Source organism: Streptomyces sp. NPDC001156 (genome assembly GCF_053598275.1).
Window position 1 is genome coordinate 42,078 of sequence record NZ_JBSFJX010000019.1, and the last position, 20,635, is coordinate 62,712.

Below are 20,635 nucleotides of genomic sequence, written 5' to 3' on the forward strand. Positions count from 1 at the left end.
CGCAGCATGACCATCCCGCATCCCACGCCGTACCCGCAGCCCTTCCTCACTCCCGACCCGAAGGCGGCCTCCGAAAGCCGCATCGCGGACTTCGCCCGGTGGGCCGCCCGGCACCGGAGCGCCGAAGGCGCCCACGACCCGACCGACTACCAGGCGCTGTACCGCTGGTCCGTCACCGATCTGGAAGGGTTCTGGGCCGCGGTATGGGAGTACTTCGCCATCGATGCGACAACCCCGTACGAGCGGGTGCTGGCCCAGGAGACCATGCCCGGAGCCCGCTGGTTTCCCGGTGCCACCCTCAACTACGCTCACCACGCGTTGCGCAACCTGCACCCGGACGCCCCCGCGATCACCGCGCTGGACGAGACCGGCGCCTCCTACGAGATCACGGGCCGGCAGCTGCGCGCCCAGGTCGCCTCCGTCGCGGCCACCCTGCGCGATCTGGGCGTCGGACAGGGCGATCGAGTGGTGGGATACCTGCCCAACACCCCCCACGCCGTCATCGCCTTCCTCGCCACCGCTGCCCTGGGCGCGGTGTGGTCGGTGTGCGGCCAGGACTACGCACCCAAGGCCGCCGCCGACCGCTTCGCCCAGCTCGAACCGACGGTGCTCATCACCGCGGACGGCTACCTCTTCAACGGCACCACTCACGACCGCCGCGCCTCCTCGCTCGAACTGGCGCGCGCCCTGCCCTCCTTGAAGGGCACGGTGCTCGTGGACCACGTGGACCTCGCGTGGCCCGAGCGCGGCCACTCGGGGCTGACAGTTCCATGGCAGGACGCGGCCACCCGTATCGAGACCCTCACCGTCGCCCTGGTGCCGTTCGACCACCCTTTGTGGGTCGTCTTCTCCTCCGGCACCACCAGCCTGCCCAAGGGCATCGTCCACGGGCACGGCGGGGTCCTGCTCGAGCACCTCAAGACCCTCGGCCTGCACTGCGATCTGGGCGCCGGGGACCGCCTGATGTGGTACACCACCACCCACTGGATGATGTGGAACCTGGTCGTCTCCACCCTGCTGACCGGTGCTGCCACCTGCACCTACGACGGCAGCCCGGCGCCGCATGCGCACCCGGACATCCTGTGGGAGCTGGCGGCCCGCCACAAGGTCACCGTCTTCGGCACCAGCCCCCAGTACCTGCTGGCCATGGCAAAACTGGGCATCGAACCCTCCGCGCACGACCTGTCGGCCATCCGCATCGTCGGCTGCACCGGCTCGGCTCTGCCCGCCTCCGCCTATCCCTGGGTCCGTGACCATGTGGGGTCCGGCATCCAGCCGGCCTCGACCAGCGGCGGCACCGACGTCGTCTCCGGCTTCGCCGGCAGCGCTCCTACGACGCCTGTCTGGGCGGGGCAGCTGTCCGCTCCCAACCTGGGCGTGGCGCTGGCCGCTTACGACGCCACGGGCACCCCGGTCCGCGACCGGGTCGGCGAACTGGTCGTCACCCGGCCCATGCCGTCCATGCCCCTGTACTTCTGGAACGACCCCGACGGCAGCCGCTACCGCGACGCCTACTTCGCTACCTACCCGGGTGTATGGCGGCACGGCGACTGGATCACCCACACCTCGCACGGCTCGGTGATCGTGCACGGCCGCTCCGATGCCACCCTCAACCGCAACGGTGTGCGCCTGGGCAGTGCCGACATCCACGACATCGTCGAACGCCTCCCCGAGATCACCGAGGCCCTCGTCATCGGCGCGGAGGAACCCGACGGCGGCTACTGGATGCCCTTGTTCGTCGTCCCCGCCCCCGGCGTCACTCTGGACGACGCCCTGCGCGACCGGATCTGCGAAGCGATCCGTACCGGCGCCTCACCCCGCCATGTCCCCGACGAGATCGTCGCCGTGCCGGCCATCCCGCACACGAAGACCGGCAAGAAGCTCGAAATCCCCGTCAAGCGCCTCCTCCAGGGCGCCCCAGCCGAGCAGGTCCTCAATGCCGCAGCGGTCGACAACCCTGACCTGGTCGCCTACTTCGCCCGCCTGGGCGCCGAACGCCAAAACCGGCAGCGCGGCCTCATCGCGACCGCAGACGACGACAAAGCCAGGAGCGGCACCTGACGTCACCGACAGGTCACATCGGCGGTAACACCACTGTGGTTCATTTTCTCCCCCGGCGGCGGGATGGAAGCGCATCAGTAACACCGCGGGCCTGGGCGGGGGTACTGCGGCGGATCAGTACGGTCCGTGCGAGCAAGTGTGAGTACCTCCTGGGGCATGGCGTGAAAAGCCTGATCGCAGCGGTGCTCACGTGGCAGTTCGTCGACTTGTGGGTACCGGGGCAGCAACAGTTCCTGGGCGTGGCCGCCGCGTTGGTCATGGCCAATGCGTCCACGGTCTACAGCTCGGTGGTCCACGCTGTGCGCCGGGTGGCGATCCGGGTTTCGGGGGCGTCCCTGGCTGTCGCCGCCGCCTGATCCAACTGGACGTCTGCCATGACGTCCAGTCCGGGATTCCCCTGGGTCCGGAATTTCCCGTCCGAATGCGCGAAGTGTGAGCTATCGAATCCAGACCCGGTGTTCCGGTCCGGCGACCGACTTGACCAGATGAGGCAGAAAGTGCGCAAGTTTTCCGTGATCAATGAATTGGATGAATCGACCGGGCTGCAGCAGGAGATGGCGGTCTGGCGCAATCGGTTCCTGCGGTTGCTCGACCGGACACCGGCACCAACCGCGATAAGCCGTCCAGACGGCCTGCTGGTGATCGCCAACCCGGCATTTTCCGCACTGTGGGGCTTGACGCCAGGGCACATACGCGATCGCAATCTGCTCGATCTACTGGTCTCCATGGACGAGGAGTCGTTGCTCAAGCTCACCGAGGGGCTTCGGCACGGGCGTCGCTCCCGTTACCCGATTCGTGTCGAGTGGAATGCCCAAGGTCTGACCAGAAGCGGGCAACTCACTGTGGAAGCCGTCAGCGACGAGGTCATCGCTCCGACGCTGCTGATCGCATCCCTGGACGCCGACCCGACGGCACACGGCGCGCAACCGATTCCGGCGCAAGTCTTGTCCGCACTGGAAGCCCGTATTTTGGCACTGGTCGCATCCGGAGCCACGTCCGCGCTGACCGCCCGGTCGGTCGGTCTTACGGCGGACGGCGTGAATTACCATCTCTCCCGCCTGTGCTGCATGCTCAAAGTTCCGAACAGAACCGCACTGGTCGCCAAGGCGTATGTCCTCGGCCTTCTGCGCCCCACGTCCTGGCCCCCTGATTCATAAGAAAGCCAGTGAAGCCAGGTAACCGCGGCATCGGAGTCAGTGATGCCAAGCTGAGGCGCCGGATCGCCGCAGGTCATGTCATGTTACAGCTGTCCCGTTCAGTACCACGTCGTGGCACAGTGATCCGTCGCCGATCTGGACGATGTCGGCGTGGGGTTGGTAGCTGTCCGCGGTTGCAAGAAGGAGGCAGGATCCGGATCCTGGCCGATCAATTTCGTACCAGCCATCAGATTGCGCGCTGATCCGGCCCAGTTGGCTTCCTTCCAGCGAGAGAAGGGTTATGGCTGCCGTGGGCACGACGTCTCCGTGCGAGTTCCGCACCCGGCCGAACACGCGGGACACCGCCTGAGAAGGAGGAGGTGGCGTGGCGGCGATGCGCTGGTCGGACGCCGCAGTTCGCAGGGCATGCTTCCCAGCGGGTTGGTGCAGTGTGACGCCGGGCGGGGCTTCGGGGGGAGTGTGGGAACCGGAGTGCGCGGCGGCGATCTGATCGCTCGTGAGACGCTGGTGACCGCCGTGATCGCGGATCGACGCGACGACCAAGCCCAGACCCAGGCCAAGGACACATCCCACGGCGATCATGATCCAGCCACGCGTCAGGCCGGCATCGGCTCGGGCGTCGAAGTAGAGGATCGCGCGAACGCCATCGTTGATCTGGCGCATCGGTTCGAACTCGGCCAGCCAGCGGTAGGGGCCGGGAACAGTCTGGAGTGGAAAGCTGCCGCCGGACGAGGGCACTGCCAGGGCGACGAAAAAGAGCATGCCGACGAGCGACCCGAGCCCTCCGACCAGCGAGATGACGGCCTGAGCGCTCACCCCGACGGCGATCGAGGCGCATACGGAGTAGATCCACAGTTGGCCGAAGTGGGGTGTGTCCATATGAAGGACGCATGTGCACGTGAGCAGCACCGCGGTGGCGGTGACCAACGACAGAACGCTCGACATGGCGGTCTTGGCCACCAGTGTCTGGGTGCGTGTGATCGGTACCGGGAGCCTGCTGAACCAGCGACGTCCACGCTCGGACGACTGGTACCCCAACGCGAAATCGACCGAGCTGCTGACGACACCAGCACCCAGATACGCGCCAAGGGTAAGGACAAGGCTGACGTAGAAGGCGCTGAGGCCGAAGCCGGAGTGGCCGCCGACAGGGCGGTGTTCGGACGTGTGCAACGTGACGGGGTGGGCCAGCAGTATCCCCTCGGCTGCGGGGATCGGTCGGTGGCTTTCGTGATGTGCGAGCTTCACCTGCTCGGCCAGCTGCGCGGCGACACGACTTGAGATGGTTCGAGTGGTGTGCTCCCCGATGGCTTGAACCAATGAGGTGGCCACGCTGCCGGAACGGGGATTGGTGAGCAGGTGGACGGTCGGCTGCTGGGGGGCTGTCCCGTGCGGAGCGACAGGACGCGTCAAGGCAACGACGTTGCTGCTGAAATCCGCCGGAATGATCAAGGCACCGTAGACCGCGTCCTTGTCCATCTCGGCTTCTGCCTCACCCAGGCCCAAGGGCCGCCATTCGACGCGTTGACGGGAATCCGGCGCGGTCGTGATGCCGTGAGCGATTTGGGGACCGAGGTTCACCTTTCGGTCGCCGGCGTGAAATCCCTGGTCCTCGTCGACGATGGCGATCGGGAGACGGTGGAGGTTGCCGGTGGGGTTGATGATGCCTCCGATGTAGGACAGCGACACCACCACGCTTACGACGATCATGACGAACGCGGGGAAAAACCAGAGGCTTCGTCGGCCCAGCAGGCGCCGGGCGGTGGCCTTCGGCACGCCGGGAACGTTGGTCCTCATCGGTGTCGGATGCCTTTCGGTTGCTGTGGAGTCGCGGGACAAGACCCGAGCGCCGGTATAGGTGGGCTGTACAGCGCGGGTCGAGCGCCGTCAGCGTGCGCTGATGCATCTGTGCGAGCGCCGCGCCTGGCGTCTACACCTTCCGGTGCCGCTCCGCCCCGCGGATGCGGCACGGCGACCCATGCTCATCGGGCCCGTATTTCCATCATGAGGTGCGGGCCATCTCGATTCACCGGCATGGCCTACATGAACTTGTAGTTGATTGGCGTCTGGTGGATGGCAGGACACTCAGAGCCGTGCTACTCGACGAACGACATTCTTCAGCCATGTTGTCTGCCAGAGTGCCGGACGGAATTGCAGGAGCCCTCAGAGCGGATCCGGAGGACTCGGCAGGCACGTACGTTGGTTTGATCTGGCCTAACCGGGCCGCACTGTGCCGACCGCACCACCAGCTCGGATTCCGCTGCCCTGGCTCCAGGGCAGCGGCCAAGGGAGTCTGGCGGTGCTGGATGATCGGGAGACGATCACCCCGACTGCAAGGGGGGTCGACTGTCGATCCTCGTCGCACGGGCTTCGACAGAGTCCCGCTGTCGAGGATTGCATAAACGTGCAATGGAACGTATAGTCATGCCATACAGGAGGAGGGTTCCATGGCGGTACGCGCGGCGGTGGCCGGAGCGAGTGGTTACGCGGGTGGGGAGCTGCTGCGTCTGCTGCTGGCGCACCCGGAGGTCGAGATCGGTGCCCTGACCGGGAACTCCAACGCCGGTCAGCGGCTCGGCGCGCTGCAGCCGCATCTGCTGCCCCTCGCCGACCGGACATTGCAGGAGACCACCCCCACGGTCCTCGCCGGACACGACGTCGTGTTCCTCGCCCTGCCCCACGGGCAGTCCGCCGCCGTCGCCGAGCAGCTCGGGCCCGAGGTGCTCGTGGTCGACATGGGCGCCGACTTCCGGCTCGAGAGCGCGGCCGACTGGGAGAGGTTCTACGGCACCCCGCACGCCGGGACCTGGCCCTACGGCCTGCCCGAACTGCCGGGCGCCCGCGCCGCGCTGGAGGGGTCCAAGCGCATCGCGGTGCCCGGTTGCTACCCGACCGCCGCCTCGCTCGCGCTCTTTCCCGCGTACGCCGCAGGGCTCGCCGAGAACGAGGCAGTCATCGTCGCGGCCTCCGGCACCTCCGGCGCGGGCAAGGCCCCCAAGCCGCACCTGCTCGGCAGCGAGGTGATGGGGTCGATGTCCCCGTACGGTGTCGGCGGTGTCCACCGGCACACCCCGGAGATACTCCAGAACCTCCGCGCCGCCGCCGGCGAGCACGTGTCCGTCTCCTTCACGCCGACCCTCGCGCCGATGCCCCGGGGCATCCTCGCCACGTGCAGCGCGAAGGCAACGCCCGGCGTCACCGCCGAATCGGTGCGCGCCGCGTACGAGAAGGCGTACGCCGACGAGCCCTTCGTCCGGCTGCTGCCCGAGGGGCAGTGGCCCGCCACCGCGTATGTCTACGGTTCCAACGCCGTTCAACTGCAGGTCGCGTACGACGTCGCCGCGCACCGCATCATCGCGATCAGCGCCATCGACAACCTGACCAAGGGCACCGCGGGCGGCGCCGTGCAGAGCATGAACATCGCCCTCGGGCTCGACGAGAGCACCGGGCTTTCCATGATCGGAGTCGCACCGTGAGTGTCACGGCAGCAAAGGGGTTCCGGGCAGCGGGGATCGCCGCCGGGATCAAGGAGAACGGCAATCCGGACCTGGCCCTCGTGGTCAACGACGGGCCCCGTCGTGCCGCCGCGGGCGTCTTCACCTCCAACCGCGTGAAGGCCGCACCGGTGCAGTGGTCCGAGCAGGTCCTCAAGGCCGGACAGGTCTCCGCGGTCGTCCTCAACTCCGGCGGCGCCAACGCCTGCACCGGTCCGAAGGGCTTTCAGGACACGCACGTCACCGCGGAGAAGACCGCCGAGGTCCTCGGCCGGGGCGCCATCGAGGTCGCCGTATGCTCCACCGGCCTCATCGGCGTCCTGCTGCCGATGGGCAAACTGCTCCCGGGCATCGAGACGGCCGCCGCCCAGCTGTCCGAGCACGGCGGCGAGAAGGCCGCCATCGCCATCAAGACCACCGACACCGTGCACAAGACGTCCGTCGTGAGCAAGGAGGGCTGGACCGTCGGCGGCATGGCCAAGGGCGCCGGCATGCTCGCCCCCGGCCTCGCCACCATGCTCGTGGTCATCACCACGGACGTCGACGCCGACGACGAGACGCTGGACAAGGCCCTGCGAGCGGCCACCAAGGTCACCTTCGACCGGGTCGACTCCGACGGCTGCATGTCGACCAACGACACCGTGCTCCTCCTGGCCTCGGGCGCGTCCGGGATCACCCCCGGCGACGAGGAGTTCGCCGAGGCCGTCCGCGAGGTCTGCGCCGACCTCGGCCGGCAGCTCATCGGCGACGCCGAGGGCGCGAGCAAGGACATCAAGGTCGAGGTGATCAACGCGGCGACCGAGGAGGACGCCGTCGAGGTGGGCCGCTCCATCGCCCGCAACAACCTGCTCAAGTGCGCGATCCACGGCGAAGACCCCAACTGGGGCCGTGTCCTGTCGGCGATCGGCACCACGAAGGCCGCCTTCGAGTCCGACCAGCTCAATGTCGCCATCAACGGCGTCTGGGTCTGCAAGAACGGTTCCGTGGGCGAGGACCGGGAGCTCGTCGACATGCGCTACCGCGAGGTGCACATCGTCGCCGACCTCGCCGCGGGCGGAGCGACCGCCACCATCTGGACCAACGACCTGACCGCCGACTACGTCCACGAGAACAGCGCCTACTCCTCATGAACAACGGAACGACGCGCAAGCACACCGCGCTCCCCAAGGCGCAGATCCTCATCGAGGCACTGCCCTGGCTGACCCGCCACCACGGCAAGACGGTCGTCATCAAGTTCGGCGGCAACGCCATGGTGAACGAGGAGCTGAAGGCCGCCTTCGCCCAGGATGTGGTGTTCCTGCGGCACGCGGGGCTGAAGCCGGTCGTCGTACACGGCGGCGGACCTCAGATCAGCGCCGCCCTGGACCGGCACGGCATCGTCAGCGAGTTCAAGGCGGGCCTGCGGGTCACTACCGAGGACGCCATGGACGTGGTACGGATGGTGCTGGCCGGACAGGTGCAGCGTGAGCTGGTCGGGCTGCTCAACCAGCACGGCCCGCTCGCGGTCGGCCTCACCGGCGAGGACGCACACACCATCACCGCCACCAAGCACCGGCCCGAGATCGACGGCGAGTCCGTCGACATCGGGAGGGTGGGCGAGATCACCGAGATCGACACGGGCGCGATCGAGGCCCTGCTCGCCGACGGCCGCATCCCGGTCGTCTCCTCCATCGCCCGCAGTCAGGACGACGGACATGTCTACAACGTCAATGCTGATACGGCGGCTGCGGCTCTGGCTGCGGCACTGGGCGCCGAAACCCTCATGGTCCTCACGGACGTCGAAGGCCTCTACGAGGACTGGCCCCACTCCGACGAGGTGATCAGCCGCCTGACCGCCACCCAACTGGAAAAACTGCTGCCGGAGCTGTCCTCGGGCATGGTGCCGAAGATGGAGGGTTGCCTGCACGCCGTCCGCAATGGCGTCAACACCGCCCGCGTCATCGACGGCCGGGTCCAGCACTCGATCCTGCTGGAGATCTTCACCGACGAGGGCATCGGCACGATGGTCCTGCCCGACGCATCCGATCAGGGGAACAAGGGGGACGCGGTATGACCGCCGGCTCGGCCAACGAGCAGCTCACCCAGCGGTGGCAGGGTGCGCTGATGAACAACTACGGCACCCCCCGGCTGCCCCTCGTCCGAGGTGAGGGCACCCGGCTGTGGGACGCCGACGGCAAGGAGTACCTCGACTTCGTCGGCGGCATCGCGGTGAACGCGCTCGGCCACGCCCACCCGGCCGTCGTGGAGGCGGTCGGCAGGCAGATCGCCTCCCTCGGCCATGTCTCCAACCTGTTCATCGCCGAACCGCCCGTCGCCCTGGCCGAACGGCTGCTTCAGCTCTTCGGCCGGGACGGCAAGGTGTTCTTCTGTAACTCCGGAGCCGAGGCCAACGAGGGCGCCTTCAAGATCGGCCGGCTGACCGGGCGCACCCATATGGTCGCCACCGAGGGCGGCTTCCACGGACGCACCCTGGGCGCCCTCGCGTTGACCGGCCAGCCCGGCAAGCAGGAACCCTTCCTTCCGCTGCCCGGCGATGTCACGCACGTCCCCTACGGCGATGCGCAGGCCCTGGCCGCCGCGGTCACGGAGGACACCGCCCTGGTCATCATCGAGCCGGTCCAGGGCGAGAACGGGGTCGTCGTCCCGCCCGCCGGCTATCTCAAGGCGGCACGCGCGATCACCGCCGCCACCGGGGCGCTGCTCGTCCTCGACGAAGTGCAGACCGGTGTCGGACGCACCGGGCACTGGTTCGAGTACCAGGCCCACGAAGGCGTGCTGCCGGACGTGGTCACGCTCGCCAAGGGGCTCGGCGGCGGCCTGCCGCTCGGCGCCACCGTGGCCTTCGGCCGCGCCGCGGACCTGCTCCAGCCGGGACAGCACGGCACGACCTTCGGCGGGAACCCCGTCGCGTGCGCCGCCGGGCTCGCCGTCCTCGACACCATCGCGGGCGAGGGACTCCTGGACAACGTCAAGCGGCAGAGCGAGAAGCTGCGCGACGGAATCGAGTCCCTGGGGCACCCGCTCGTCAGCCATGTCAGGGGCTCCGGCCTGCTCCTGGGTATCGTGCTCACCGAGCCGCTCGCGCCGCGGGCGCAGCAGACGGCTCAGGACGCCGGTCTCCTGGTGAACGCGCCCGCCCCGAACGTCGTACGGCTGATGCCGCCGCTGAACCTCGGCGACGACGAGGTGGAGGTGTTCCTCCGGGCGCTTCCCGGTGTCCTCGACGCAGTGAACGGGGACGGACGAGCCGGAGAATGAGACGACGATGAGTCAGGCGCAGGACCACGAGCACGCGGGGCCCGCCCTGCCACAGACCCGCACCGCACGCCACCGCCGGATCGTTGACATCCTCAACCGGCAGCCGGTGCGCTCCCAGAGCCAGCTGGCGAAACTCCTCGCCGACGACGGGCTGAGCGTCACCCAGGCGACGCTCTCCCGGGACCTGGACGAGCTGAACGCGGTGAAGATCCGCAACACCGATGGAGACCTCATCTACGCGGTCCCCAGCGAGGGCGGCTTCCGCACCCCGCGCGCACCGCTCGGCGAGTCGGCCAAGGAGGAGCGGATGCGGCGCCTGTCCCAGGAGCTGCTGATCTCCGCGGAGGCCTCCGCCAATCTTGTGGTCCTGCGTACACCGCCGGGTGCGGCCCAGTTCCTCGCCTCGGCCATCGACCAGGCGGAACTGCACGACATCCTCGGCACCATCGCGGGCGACGACACACTGTTGCTGATCAGCCGCGACCCGACCGGTGGCCAGGCGCTGGCGGACCATCTGCTGCGGCTGGCGCAGAACAACCACTGAGACACGTTCGGGAGGGCGCACCGGACCGGTACGCCCTCCCGAACCTGTCTCTCCTGCTCACCCCGGGGCGCGTGCCCGTCATCCCAGGCGCGCCGCAAGGCCTCCCGTGCATCGCACGTCGTCGCCCGCAGTGATCAGCAGGGCCTCCACGTCCGGCAGGGACTCCAGCCAGTCCAGCGCCTGTCGCGAGCCCATCGCGAACGCGGCCGTGGCCCAGCAGTCGGCCCAGGTCAGCCGGGGGCCCACCACGGTCACCGCCACCAGATCCGTGACAGCGGATCTGCCGGTGCGGGGGTCGACGATGTGCGCGCCGCGCTCCGCGGTCCCGGACGTGGCCACGGCCAGTTCACGGTCGACGGCCGCGGAGACCACCGCCGCGAGCCCGCCGGGCCGCAGCGGGTCCGCGATGCCCACGCGCCAGGGCCGGTGCGGCGCGGGCACGCCGTACATCTGCACGTCTCCACCGCCGTTCACGCTGACCCCGTCCGCCCCGGACGCCGCCAGCTGCCGGGCCGCCCGTTCGACCGCCCAGCCCTTCACGATCCCGGTCGGGTCGACCTCGCCCTGGAACCTCGTGCTGAACCAGCCGTCGCTCACCCGCTCCGCCTCGGCGCCGAGGGTGAGCACCTCGGCGACCTCCGGGTCGCACTCCTCGACCGTCAGCTCTCCACGGGCCAGCCGCGAGACCTGGCTGTCCTCCCGGTAGGTGCTGAACACCTCGTCGACGCGGTGCAGGCCCGCGACCGCCTGGTCCAGCGCGGTCCGTACGGCACCCGGCGCGCCTCCGCGCACGTCGAAGGAGACGACGGTGCCCATCACCTCTTCCACATGGCGCAGCGCGGGCGGTGCTCCGGTGGGGTCGGTCATCTGGCCGACCACTTAGCCACCGGCCTTGTCGAGGGCCGACTGCAGCGACTCCTTGTACCCGGCGCTGGTGTACGTGGCGCCGGAGACCGCGTCGATGTCCGCACTCTGCGCGCTCACCGCCTCCTGGTTGAGCTTGGGCACGGCGAGAGCGGTCTTCTGGTCGCTGACCCCGCCCTTGGGTGCCTGGACGGCCTTGGCCTCGGTGATCTTCCCGCCGCTGACGGTGAGGCGGACCTGGACCGGACCGTACTGCGTCTGGGACACATCACCCGTCACCGTACGCGCCTGCGACGAGGTCCCGGGACCGCCTGCCGCCCCCGACGAACCGCTCCCGGACGCGGCCTTCGCCTTGTCGATCGCCGACTGCAGCGACTGCTTGTATCCGCCGCTGGTGTATGTGGCGCCGGAGACGGCGTCGATCTGCGCGCTCTGCGCGGCGACGACCTCCTGGTTGAGCTTGGGCACGGCGAGAGCGGTCTTCTGGTCGCTGACCCCGCCCTTGGGTGCCTGGACGGCCTTGGCCTCGGTGATCTTCCCGCCGCTGACGGTGAGGCGGACCTGGACGTTGCCGTACTGGGTCCGGGCCACGTCACCGGTGACCGTCCGCGTGCCCGTCTGCTGCCCGCTGCCGCCCTGCGGCGACTCCTGCGCCGCCGCGGTCTGCCGGGGGGCGGCTCCGCCGGCCGCCTGGGCCGAGGCCGGGTCGGACGCCGGCTTCAGCGACAGCAGCAGCACGATTCCGGACACGGTCGCGGCGCCCGCCAGCACGGCACGCCGAATGGGGTGGCTGTTCCTCATCTTTCCTGAGCTCCTGATGTCCGTCGCTCACATCTCGAACGACTCGTGATGGATGCGGCGGGCAGGGACCCCCGCGCCGCGCAGTGCCTCGTACACCTGCTGGGCGAAGCCGGGCGGCCCGCACATGAAGACGTCGTGCCGGTCGATGTCCGGCAGCTTGCGGCGCAGGGTGTCCGCGGAGATGTCCGGGCGCTCGCCGTCCGGGCTGTTGACCGCGTACATCAGCCGTGCCCCGCGTTCCTCGGCGATCTGGGCCAGCTCGTCCCACAGGGCCAGGTCCTGGGTGCTGTTGGCCCGGTACAGCAGCGTCAGATCACCCGCCGCGCCGGGCAGTGTCTCGAACAGCGCCCGCATCGGCGTGATGCCCACGCCGCCCGCCACCAGCAGCACCTTGCCGCGGCTGCGCCGGTCGGCGGTCAGCGCCCCGTACGGGCCCTCGGCCCACACCCGGGTGCCGGGCTCCAGGTCACGCAGCGCGGAGCTGTGGTCGCCGATCGCCTTGACGGTGATGCGGAGCATGTTGGGGCGGGGCGCCGCCGAGAGCGAGTACGGATGCGAACTGAAGCGCATGCCGGGTGCGAGGAACCGCCAGCGGAAGAACTGCCCGGCCTCCGCGCCGATCCGGTGCAGCTTGCGCCCGGTCATCAGCACCGACACGATCCCGGGCGTCTCCTCGATGACGGCTTCGACCCGCAGCCGGTGACGCATGTTCAGCCGGACCGGGGTGATGATCCGGTACCAGACCACCAGCGCGGTCACCGACCCGTACAGCGCGTACCAGGCGGTCTTCGCCTCCGGCTGGGCGGCGAACTCGTTGCCCGTGGACAGCTGGTGCCAGAACGACAGGTACGTGGCCGCGTAGGTGAGCAGATGGACGTGGTACCAGAGGTCGTAGGAGATCCTGCGACGGATCGGGCCGATCGAGATCAGCCCGATGAGCACCAGCAGACCGGTGCCGATGGCGGCAAGGCCGACGTCCGGCAGTTGGTTGATCGAGTCGATGGTCTGCTGCGCGATCCCGCCGAGGCTCTTGCCCGCCTGGAGGGCGTAGCCCCACATGGTCAGGAAGAGGTGGGCGAGGACGAGGCAGATGGTGTAGCGGCCCGTCATCGCGTGCCAGCGGGCGACCCGGTCGGAGCCCACGCGGCGCTCCAGCGCGGGCACCCGCGCCATCTGCAGCACGACCAGCGCCATCAGATAGCCGGCGAGCAGGCCGGTGATCCGCCCCGCGTTGAGGATCCTGCTGGTGTTGTCGGCGATGGACGGGGTGTTCATCCACCACAGCCAGATGACGCCCACCGCGCCCGCCCAGACGGCGACGAGCAGCGGGACGGCAGGGGAGCGGCGTGGGCGGATGGCGCGCATCGTCTGGCGCCGCGCGGCGCGGCCACCGGCGATCGTGGACACGGTCTCCTCCGTGGTCCTCCGTGGGACGGGTGAGGCCAGTGGCCCCCTTGGCCCACAGGTACGTGGCGGAACGGCCACGCGTTCAACCCTTCGCGGAGTCCAGTGCCGACTGGAGTGACTGCTGGTAACCCTGACTCGTGTAAGTCGCCCCCGAGACGACGTCGATGTTCGCGCTCCGGGCGGCCAGCGCCTCCCGGTTCAGCTGCGGGACGGCATAGCTGTTGATCTCCTGGTCCCTCGGGTTCTCCTGCGGGTACGTCACCGCCGTCACATCGGTCAGCTCGCCGTTCTTCACCGTGATCCGGACCTGGACGGGGCCGTAGCGGGTCTCGACTGAGTCCCCGGTGACGGTCCTCGTGCCCGCCGTGCCCGCCGTGGCGCTCGATCCGCTGGAACCGCCCGAACCGCCCGCGGACCCACCGGATCCGGCCGACGCGCTCGCGGTACTGGTCGGGGCAGGTGCGGCCACGGCCGGAGCGGGCGGGGTGTGCGGCTTCAGCGACAGCAGCAGCACCATCCCGGTGACGGTGGCGGCACTCGCCAGCACGATCCGGCGCAGCGGGCTCTTCCTCTTCAACGGGTGCATGACGGCCTCACAGCTCGAACGACTCGTGGTGGATACGGCGGTCGGGGACGCCGGCCGCGTGCAGTGCCTCGTACATGTCCTCGGCGAAGCCGGGCGGGCCGCACAGAAAGACGTCGTGGTCGGCGAGACCGGGCACCGCCGAGTGCAGCGCCCCGGGCGTCAGGCGCGGGCGCGAGCCGTTCTCGCCGTTGAGGGCGTACAGCACCCGGGCGCCGCGCCAGCGGGCGATCGCCTCGAGCTCGGCCCCCAGCGCCAGGTCCTCGGCCGCGCCGGCCCGGTACAGCAGGGTCACCTCGCCCGGGAGGGTCTCGAAGAGGGCGCGCAGCGGGGTGATCCCGACGCCGGCGGCGATCAGCAGCGACCTGCCCGTGGTCTGGCGGCCCGCGGTCAGCGACCCGTACGGGCCCTCCGCCCACACCCGGGTGCCGGGCCGCAGCCGGGCCACCGATGTGCTGTGGTCGCCGAGCGCCTTGACGGTGATGCGCAACCGGGTGCGGCGCGGCGGTGCCGACAACGAATACGGCGTGGATGTCCAGCACAGGCCGCGGGTGAGGAACCGCCACCGGAAGAACTGCCCCGGCTCGGCGTCCAGCTCGTCCAGGCGCCGGCCGCGCACGACGACCGACCAGACGCCCCGCGCCTCCTGGTGCACCGACTCCACCCGGAAGCGGTGGCGCAGATTGGCCCGCACCGGGACGAGGAGCCGGAACCACACGACCAGGGCCGCGACGCCCAGGTACAGCGCGTACCAGGCGGCCTGCGCGGCCTTGTTCCCGATGAACTCCGCGCCCAGCGCCAGCTGGTGCCCGAAGGTGAGGAAGACCGCCGCGTAGGTCAGCAGATGCGTGTAGTACCAGAACTCGTGGCTGATCCTGCGGCGGACGGCACGCGCCGAGGTGATGCCCACTGCGAAGAGGACGAGGGTCCCGAGAGCGGCCTTCAGCATCTCGGGATAGTGCAGGACCACGTTGACCGTCTCGTGCACGATCGAGGCTCGGTCCTGCGCGGCATACCCGGCCAGGATCAGCACGATGTGCGCGACCAGCAGACAGACCGTGTACCGCCCCGCCATCGCATGCCAGCGCGCCACCCGGTCCGAACCGATCCGCCGCTCCAGCAGCGGCACCCGTGCCATCAGCCCGACGAGCACCGCGCAGGAGTACCCGCACAGCAGCCCGGCGATCCGTCCCGCCCCCTGCAGCCGGCCGGCCGTGCCCACGACCGAGCCGGTGTTCTGCCACCACAGGGCCACCACGGCGGCCGCCCCGGCCCACAGCAGGGCCGGCACCAGGCCCGCCGGAAAGCGCCTGACGAGCGGTGGCGCGGGCGGCGCCTGCTGCTGGTGGACCGTGGTCATGATCCGTTCCTTTCGGACATCGGGAACGCAACTGTGCCGCCGGAACCTCTGTGGCGGCTCTGAGGAATCTGAGCCCGTGCTGAAGAAACCGGGGGAGGGGCCCGTGGGCAGGGGTCCTTCGGCGGGCGTGCCCCCGGCATTCATGGCGAACTCAGAGGAAGGGGCCTCGCCGGACGCCGCCGGGAGGGGGGATCCTGGGGAGCGCGATGAACACACCCCGCTCCGGCCGCCCCGCCCTCACCCGCCCCGACGGCACGCCCCTGCGTGTTCTCGTCGTCGACGACGATCCGGATCTCGCCGAGGTGTTGTCGGGAGCCCTGCGGTACGAGGGCTGGGAGGTGCGCACGGCGGGCGACGGCGCCTCGGCCGTCACCGAGGCCCGCGATCTGCTGCCCGACGCCGTCGTCCTGGACGTGATGCTGCCGGACACCGATGGCTTCGCCGTGCTGCGTTCCCTTCACGAGGTGAAGCCCGAGGTCTGTGTGCTCTTCCTCACTGCCCGCGACGCCGTGGAGGACCGGATCGCCGGCATCACGGCGGGCGGGGACGACTATGTGACCAAGCCGTTCAGCCTCGAGGAAGTCGTCGCCCGGCTGCGCGGACTGCTGCGCCGCGCCGGCATGGCGCGCCAGCTGGAGGAGGGCCCCCGGCTGACGGTCGGCGACCTGGTCATGGACGAGGAGGCCCGCGAGGTGACCCGGGCCGGCCGGCTGATCGAGCTGTCGCCGACCGAGTTCGAACTGCTGCGCTTCCTGATGCGCAACCCGCGGCGGGTGCTCAGCAAGCCGCAGATCCTCGACCGGGTGTGGTCCTACGACTTCGGCGGCCAGGCCCATGTCGTCGAGCTGTACATCTCCTACCTGCGCAAGAAGGTGGACGCCGGCCGTGAGCCCATGATCCACACGGTGCGCGGGGCCGGATACGTGCTCAAGCCGGGGGCCCGGTGAGGGCCCGGCTGTGGTGGGTGCGGCGCCTGCCCTGGCCGCGCACGCTGCGATCCCGGCTGACCGCCGGGCTCGTCGTCCTGCTCGCGCTCTGCTGCGCCACGGTGGGGGTGGCCGCCGTGGTGGAGCTGAACGGCTTCCTCACCGGCCGGCTCGACCAGCAGCTGCGCGACGTCGGCCCGCGCTTCCCGGCGAGCCTGGAGCACGGCGTCAGGCCCTCGGACCACGACGGGGACGAGCACGGCGACACCCGCAAGCAGTCCACCGGGACCTTCGGCGCCTGTGTGGTCCACGGCACGGTCACCAGCGCGGCGGTGGTGCGCCCCCTCAGCGACAGCACCCATCTGAGCGCCCCGCTGGACACGCGGGACCGGCGCATGCTCGCGGCGATCCCGACGGACGGCCGGGGCCACACCGTCCGTCTGGCCTCCCTCGGCGGGTACCGCCTGATGGCGGCCACCGCCCCGGACGGCGACGTGCTGATCACCGGACTGCCGCTGGAGCCGGTCGAGGCCGCGGTGCACCGTTTGGAGCTCGTCGCCGTGGTCGTCTTCGGCGCGGCCCTCGCGGTCACCGGGGTCGCCGGCGCCCTGTGGGTGCGCTGGTCCCTGCGGCCGCTGAACCGGGTGGCCGCGACCGCCACGCGGGTCAGTGAACTCCCGCTCGCCAGCGGTGAGGTCGCCCTGCCGCCGCGCGCTCCCGAGAACGAGCCGCGCAGCGAGGTGGGCCGGGTCGCCACCGCGTTCAACCGCATGCTCGGCCATGTCGAGGACGCCCTGACCAAGCGGCACGCGAGCGAGGAACGGCTGCGCAGCTTCGCCGCCGACGCCAGCCACGAGCTGCGCACCCCCGTCGCCTCGGTCCGCGGCCATGCGGAGCTGGCGCTGCTGCACCCGGGCCCGGTCCCGCCGGAGGTGACCCGGGCGCTCGAGCGGATCGCCGCCGAGTCGGCCCGCATGGGTGAGATGGTGGACGATCTGCTGCTCCTGGCCCGCCTGGACGCGGGCCGCCCGCTGGAGCGGCGCCCCGTCGACCTGACCCGTCTGGTCCTGGACGCGGTTACCGACGCGCGCGCGGCCGGTCCCGGTCACCGCTGGACGCTGGAGCTGGCCGAGGAGCCGGTGACGGTGACCGGCGACGAGCACCGTCTCCACCAGGTGCTGGCCAACCTGCTGGCCAACGCGCGTCTGCACACGCCGGAGGGCTCGAAGGTGACCGTCTCGCTGGAGGGCGGCGGTGCCGGGGCCGTGCTCACGGTCCACGATGACGGGCCCGGGGTCCCGGGAGACATCCAGCCGGGTGTCTTCGAGCGCTTCACCCGGGCCGAACACCGCCGCCGCCCGGAGAACCACGGCGGCGGCGCCGGGCTCGGCCTGTCGATCGTGGCGGCGGTGGCCGAGGCGCACGGCGGGAGCGTGGGACTGGAGAGCCGCGCGGGATCGACGACGTTCACCGTGCGGCTGCCCGCGGCCCGGGCTAGTAGCGGCTGATCGCGGTCGTCCCGCCGGCCGTCCCGATCGCGATGTGCGGCCCCCGCGCAGGGTCCGCCCACTGCAGGATCCGCCGCATCGCGTCCTCCGGCACCGACACGCAACCGGCCGTCGCACCCTTGCCGTTCACGTGGAGGAAGATGCCGGCGCCGCGGCCGCGCACCGGATGGTGGTAGTTGAAGCCGATGACCAAGGCATGCCCGTACTGGGGGTCGTAAGCGGCCAGGTGCTCCGACTCGGAGGCGCGGCAGTCGGGCGGGAGGGGCTCGGTCCAGCGGTTGTAGGAGGTGGAGGCGCTGTCCTCGCACCACCACGAATCCTGGTGGACCGGGCGGTACGGCGTCCTGGCGCCCGTGGGCGCGGCCTTGATCCCGAACGCGTACGGCAGGTCGTACAGGCCGGTCGGCGTCGTGCTGGTGCCCTGAGTGCGCGAGCCACCCTCGACGAGCCCTCGCGCGTCGAAGCGTGCCGGTGCCGAGCCGGCCTTCACCCACTGTCCGTCCCGGCGGTCCCACCAGCTGACCGTGCCCGACGTCGCGCCGGTGGTGGGCGCCAGGGCGGTGATCAGCTGGGTGCCGCCGCCGGTGCCCGCCAGCCGCTCCGGCAGCGGGGCGTCTTCGCGGGGGACCGGCGCGGCACCGGGCAGAAGGAGGGAGGCGAAGGCGAGGGCGGCTACGACACCAGGGCGCATGGGTCAGAACGTAGACGGCGGCAGCGGCAGAGGCAGGCCCGGCAGGCCGTCGAGGCTGGTTTCGACGTGTTCTTTCCTTCGAAAGTAGTCGCTGAGGGAAGAGTCGTCCTCACGTGCGAACCGCTTGCCGTGCAGATCGCGGTCCTCCTCGTAGGACATGAAGGGCACCCCGTAGCCACAGGAGTCCCGCACGTGTTCGGCTGTCACGACGATGATCGCGCGCAGACCGTGAGGAGTCGGGTCGATCTCCGGGAAGTGCTCGAGGAGTGCCGGGAACCGGGGGTTGTCGCGGAAGACGGCCTCGCCGCGGCCGTGCACCCGCACGATGTTCGGCGGGCCCTGGAAGGCGCACCACATGAGGGTGATCCGGCCGTTCTCCCGCAGGTGAGCGATGGTCTCGGCGCTGCTCCCGGCGAAGTCCAGGTAGGCGACGGTGAGTTCGTCGACGACGGCGAACGAGCCCCTGAGTCCCTTGGGGGAGAGGTTGACCGTGCCATCGCCCGACAGAGGTGCGGTGGCGGTGAAGAAGACGGGTTGCGCCTCGATGAACGTACGCAGTCTGCCGTCAATGCGTTCATAGGTCTTACCCATGTCCACCGATTATTGGGGAAAGTCGTTCGGCTGTCTAATGAATCGCCGCTTCCGGTTGCCCGTGTCCGCAGGCCCGGCCGAAGCCCCTCCGTGGCGAGGTCCGCGGCGCCGTGCGTGGCTGAATTGACGAATCATGCATGATGCTGCATACTCATGCATATCAGCGAATGCACTGTGAGGGAGAAACCCGTGACCGAGCGCGTCGTACTCGCCTACTCCGGCGGTCTGGACACCTCCGTCGCCATCGGCTGGATCGCCGAGGAGACGGGCGCCGAGGTCATCGCCGTTGCCGTGGACGTCGGCCAGGGCGGCGAGGACCTGGACGTCATCCGCAAGCGCGCGCTCGCCTGCGGTGCCGTGGAGGCCGAGGTCGCCGACGCCAAGGACGAGTTCGCCGACGAGTACTGCCTCCCGGCGATCAAGGCCAACGCCCTCTACATGGACCGCTACCCGCTGGTCTCCGCGCTGTCCCGGCCGACGATCGTCAAGCACCTCGTCGCCGCCGCCAAGAAGCACGGCGCCACGACGGTCGCGCACGGCTGCACCGGCAAGGGCAACGACCAGGTCCGTTTCGAGGCCGGCATCGTCGCCCTCGCCCCCGACCTGAAGTGCATCGCACCGGTCCGCGACTACGCGATGACCCGCGACAAGGCCATCGCGTTCTGCGAGGCCAAGAACCTCCCGATCGCGACCACCAAGAAGTCGCCGTACTCCATCGACCAGAACGTCTTCGGCCGCGCCGTGGAGACCGGCTTCCTCGAGGACATCTGGAACGCCCCGATCGAGGACATCTACGAGTACACCTCCAACCCGGCCGAGCCCCGTGAGGCCGACGAGGTGATCATCACCTTCGAGAAGGGCGTCCCGGTCGCGATCGACGGCAAGCCCGTCAGCGTCCTGCAGGCCGTCCAGCAGCTCAACGAGCGCGCCGGCGCCCAGGGCATCGGCCGGATCGACATGGTCGAGGACCGGCTGGTCGGCATCAAGTCCCGCGAGGTGTACGAGGCTCCGGGTGCGATCGCCCTGATCACCGCCCACCAGGAGCTGGAGAACGTCACCGTCGAGCGCGAACTCGCCCGCTACAAGCGGCAGGTCGAGCAGCGCTGGGGCGAACTGGTCTACGACGGCCAGTGGTTCTCCCCGCTCAAGCGCGCCCTGGACGGCTTCATCAACGAGGCCAACGAGCATGTCTCGGGCGACATCCGGATGACCCTGCACGGGGGTCGCGCCGTCGTCACCGGCCGGCGCTCCCAGAAGTCGCTGTACGACTTCAACCTCGCGACCTACGACACGGGCGACACGTTCGACCAGGCCGCGGCCAAGGGCTTCATCGACATCTACAGCCTGTCGTCGAAGATCGCCGCCAAGCGCGACCTGGTCTGACCGCCCGGCC

At 69.9% G+C, this 20,635-nt stretch carries 19 protein-coding genes; 11 read left to right on the forward strand and 8 right to left on the reverse strand.

Annotated features, from left to right (window positions below):
* The first annotated feature begins 6 nt into the window (after nucleotides 1-6).
* The 3 genes from ACWDA7_RS12945 (at nucleotide 7) to ACWDA7_RS12955 (ending at nucleotide 3,218) form a co-directional block, all read left to right on the forward strand.
* Entirely contained in the window at nucleotides 7-2,061 is a 2,055-nt protein-coding gene (locus ACWDA7_RS12945) for an acetoacetate--CoA ligase (protein WP_450604154.1), read from the forward strand.
* Nucleotides 2,062-2,222: 161 nt separating this feature from the next.
* On the forward strand, nucleotides 2,223-2,417 hold the full coding sequence (locus tag ACWDA7_RS12950; protein ID WP_450604155.1) for a hypothetical protein: 195 nt from the start codon (nucleotides 2,223-2,225) through the stop codon (nucleotides 2,415-2,417).
* Nucleotides 2,418-2,546: 129 nt separating this feature from the next.
* Nucleotides 2,547-3,218 carry a helix-turn-helix transcriptional regulator gene (locus ACWDA7_RS12955; RefSeq protein ID WP_450604156.1) on the forward strand — a complete coding sequence of 224 codons (672 nt, stop codon included), beginning with the start codon at nucleotides 2,547-2,549 and terminating at the stop codon, nucleotides 3,216-3,218.
* 78 nt (nucleotides 3,219-3,296) lie between these two features.
* Here ACWDA7_RS12955 and ACWDA7_RS12960 read toward each other — a convergent pair whose 3' ends face one another.
* Nucleotides 3,297-4,991, reverse strand: a complete 1,695-nt coding sequence (locus ACWDA7_RS12960) for a DUF3533 domain-containing protein (protein ID WP_450604157.1) — start codon at nucleotides 4,989-4,991, stop codon at nucleotides 3,297-3,299.
* 671 nt (nucleotides 4,992-5,662) lie between these two features.
* On the opposite strand from ACWDA7_RS12960, the gene argC reads away from it, so the two are divergent.
* Genes argC through ACWDA7_RS12985 form a run of 5 tightly spaced genes read left to right on the forward strand, consistent with a single transcriptional unit; the run spans nucleotide 5,663 to nucleotide 10,511 of the window.
* A complete protein-coding gene (gene argC, locus ACWDA7_RS12965) occupies nucleotides 5,663-6,691 on the forward strand; it encodes an N-acetyl-gamma-glutamyl-phosphate reductase (RefSeq protein WP_450604158.1) in 1,029 nt (342 codons plus the stop codon).
* Nucleotides 6,688-7,839, forward strand: coding sequence for a bifunctional glutamate N-acetyltransferase/amino-acid acetyltransferase ArgJ (argJ, locus tag ACWDA7_RS12970; protein ID WP_450604159.1), 1,152 nt, complete (start codon nucleotides 6,688-6,690; stop codon nucleotides 7,837-7,839). Before argC ends, argJ begins: the two co-directional genes overlap by 4 nt.
* Entirely contained in the window at nucleotides 7,836-8,762 is a 927-nt protein-coding gene (gene argB, locus ACWDA7_RS12975; protein ID WP_450604160.1) for an acetylglutamate kinase, read from the forward strand. Before argJ ends, argB begins: the two co-directional genes overlap by 4 nt.
* Nucleotides 8,759-9,967, forward strand: coding sequence for an acetylornithine transaminase (locus ACWDA7_RS12980; RefSeq protein WP_450604161.1), 1,209 nt, complete (start codon nucleotides 8,759-8,761; stop codon nucleotides 9,965-9,967). Before argB ends, ACWDA7_RS12980 begins: the two co-directional genes overlap by 4 nt.
* A 7-nt stretch (nucleotides 9,968-9,974) precedes the next feature.
* Nucleotides 9,975-10,511, forward strand: a complete 537-nt coding sequence (locus tag ACWDA7_RS12985; protein WP_359389835.1) for an arginine repressor — start codon at nucleotides 9,975-9,977, stop codon at nucleotides 10,509-10,511.
* Between the two features lie 78 nt (nucleotides 10,512-10,589).
* Here the strand turns inward: ACWDA7_RS12985 and ACWDA7_RS12990 are convergent, their stop codons facing one another.
* The 5 genes from ACWDA7_RS12990 to ACWDA7_RS13010 form a co-directional block, all read right to left on the reverse strand.
* Nucleotides 10,590-11,378: an FAD:protein FMN transferase gene (locus tag ACWDA7_RS12990; RefSeq protein WP_450604162.1), complete on the reverse strand. Its 789-nt coding sequence runs from the start codon at nucleotides 11,376-11,378 to the stop codon at nucleotides 10,590-10,592.
* A gap of 12 nt (nucleotides 11,379-11,390) precedes the next feature.
* Complete coding sequence (locus tag ACWDA7_RS12995; RefSeq protein ID WP_450604163.1) at nucleotides 11,391-12,176, reverse strand: FMN-binding protein; 786 nt, start codon at nucleotides 12,174-12,176, stop codon at nucleotides 11,391-11,393.
* Between the two features lie 27 nt (nucleotides 12,177-12,203).
* A complete protein-coding gene (locus ACWDA7_RS13000; protein ID WP_450604215.1) occupies nucleotides 12,204-13,541 on the reverse strand; it encodes a ferredoxin reductase family protein in 1,338 nt (445 codons plus the stop codon).
* A gap of 124 nt (nucleotides 13,542-13,665) precedes the next feature.
* The gene (locus tag ACWDA7_RS13005) at nucleotides 13,666-14,169 is read right to left on the reverse strand and encodes an FMN-binding protein (protein ID WP_450604164.1); all 504 of its coding nucleotides are present in this window, start codon (nucleotides 14,167-14,169) and stop codon (nucleotides 13,666-13,668) included.
* Nucleotides 14,170-14,176: 7 nt separating this feature from the next.
* Nucleotides 14,177-15,526 carry a ferredoxin reductase family protein gene (locus ACWDA7_RS13010; RefSeq protein WP_450604165.1) on the reverse strand — a complete coding sequence of 450 codons (1,350 nt, stop codon included), beginning with the start codon at nucleotides 15,524-15,526 and terminating at the stop codon, nucleotides 14,177-14,179.
* A 206-nt stretch (nucleotides 15,527-15,732) separates the two neighbouring features.
* Between ACWDA7_RS13010 and ACWDA7_RS13015 the strand changes: the two genes are divergently transcribed.
* Together ACWDA7_RS13015 and ACWDA7_RS13020 are read left to right on the forward strand one after the other, a co-directional pair.
* Nucleotides 15,733-16,473, forward strand: a complete 741-nt coding sequence (locus tag ACWDA7_RS13015; RefSeq protein WP_359389850.1) for a response regulator transcription factor — start codon at nucleotides 15,733-15,735, stop codon at nucleotides 16,471-16,473.
* Nucleotides 16,470-17,960 carry a sensor histidine kinase gene (locus ACWDA7_RS13020; protein WP_450604166.1) on the forward strand — a complete coding sequence of 497 codons (1,491 nt, stop codon included), beginning with the start codon at nucleotides 16,470-16,472 and terminating at the stop codon, nucleotides 17,958-17,960. The genes ACWDA7_RS13015 and ACWDA7_RS13020 overlap by 4 nt, the downstream gene beginning before the upstream one ends.
* Here ACWDA7_RS13020 and ACWDA7_RS13025 read toward each other — a convergent pair.
* Both ACWDA7_RS13025 and ACWDA7_RS13030 read right to left on the reverse strand, forming a co-directional pair.
* Complete coding sequence (locus ACWDA7_RS13025; protein WP_450604167.1) at nucleotides 17,947-18,651, reverse strand: L,D-transpeptidase family protein; 705 nt, start codon at nucleotides 18,649-18,651, stop codon at nucleotides 17,947-17,949. The genes ACWDA7_RS13020 and ACWDA7_RS13025 overlap by 14 nt on opposite strands.
* Before the next feature lie 3 nt (nucleotides 18,652-18,654).
* A complete protein-coding gene (locus tag ACWDA7_RS13030; RefSeq protein ID WP_450604168.1) occupies nucleotides 18,655-19,242 on the reverse strand; it encodes a pyridoxamine 5'-phosphate oxidase family protein in 588 nt (195 codons plus the stop codon).
* A 189-nt stretch (nucleotides 19,243-19,431) separates the two neighbouring features.
* On the opposite strand from ACWDA7_RS13030, the gene ACWDA7_RS13035 reads away from it, so the two are divergent.
* Nucleotides 19,432-20,625 (forward strand): argininosuccinate synthase, encoded by a 1,194-nt coding sequence (locus tag ACWDA7_RS13035; RefSeq protein WP_359389862.1) that lies wholly within the window; start codon nucleotides 19,432-19,434, stop codon nucleotides 20,623-20,625.
* Nucleotides 20,626-20,635: the final 10 nt, after the last annotated feature.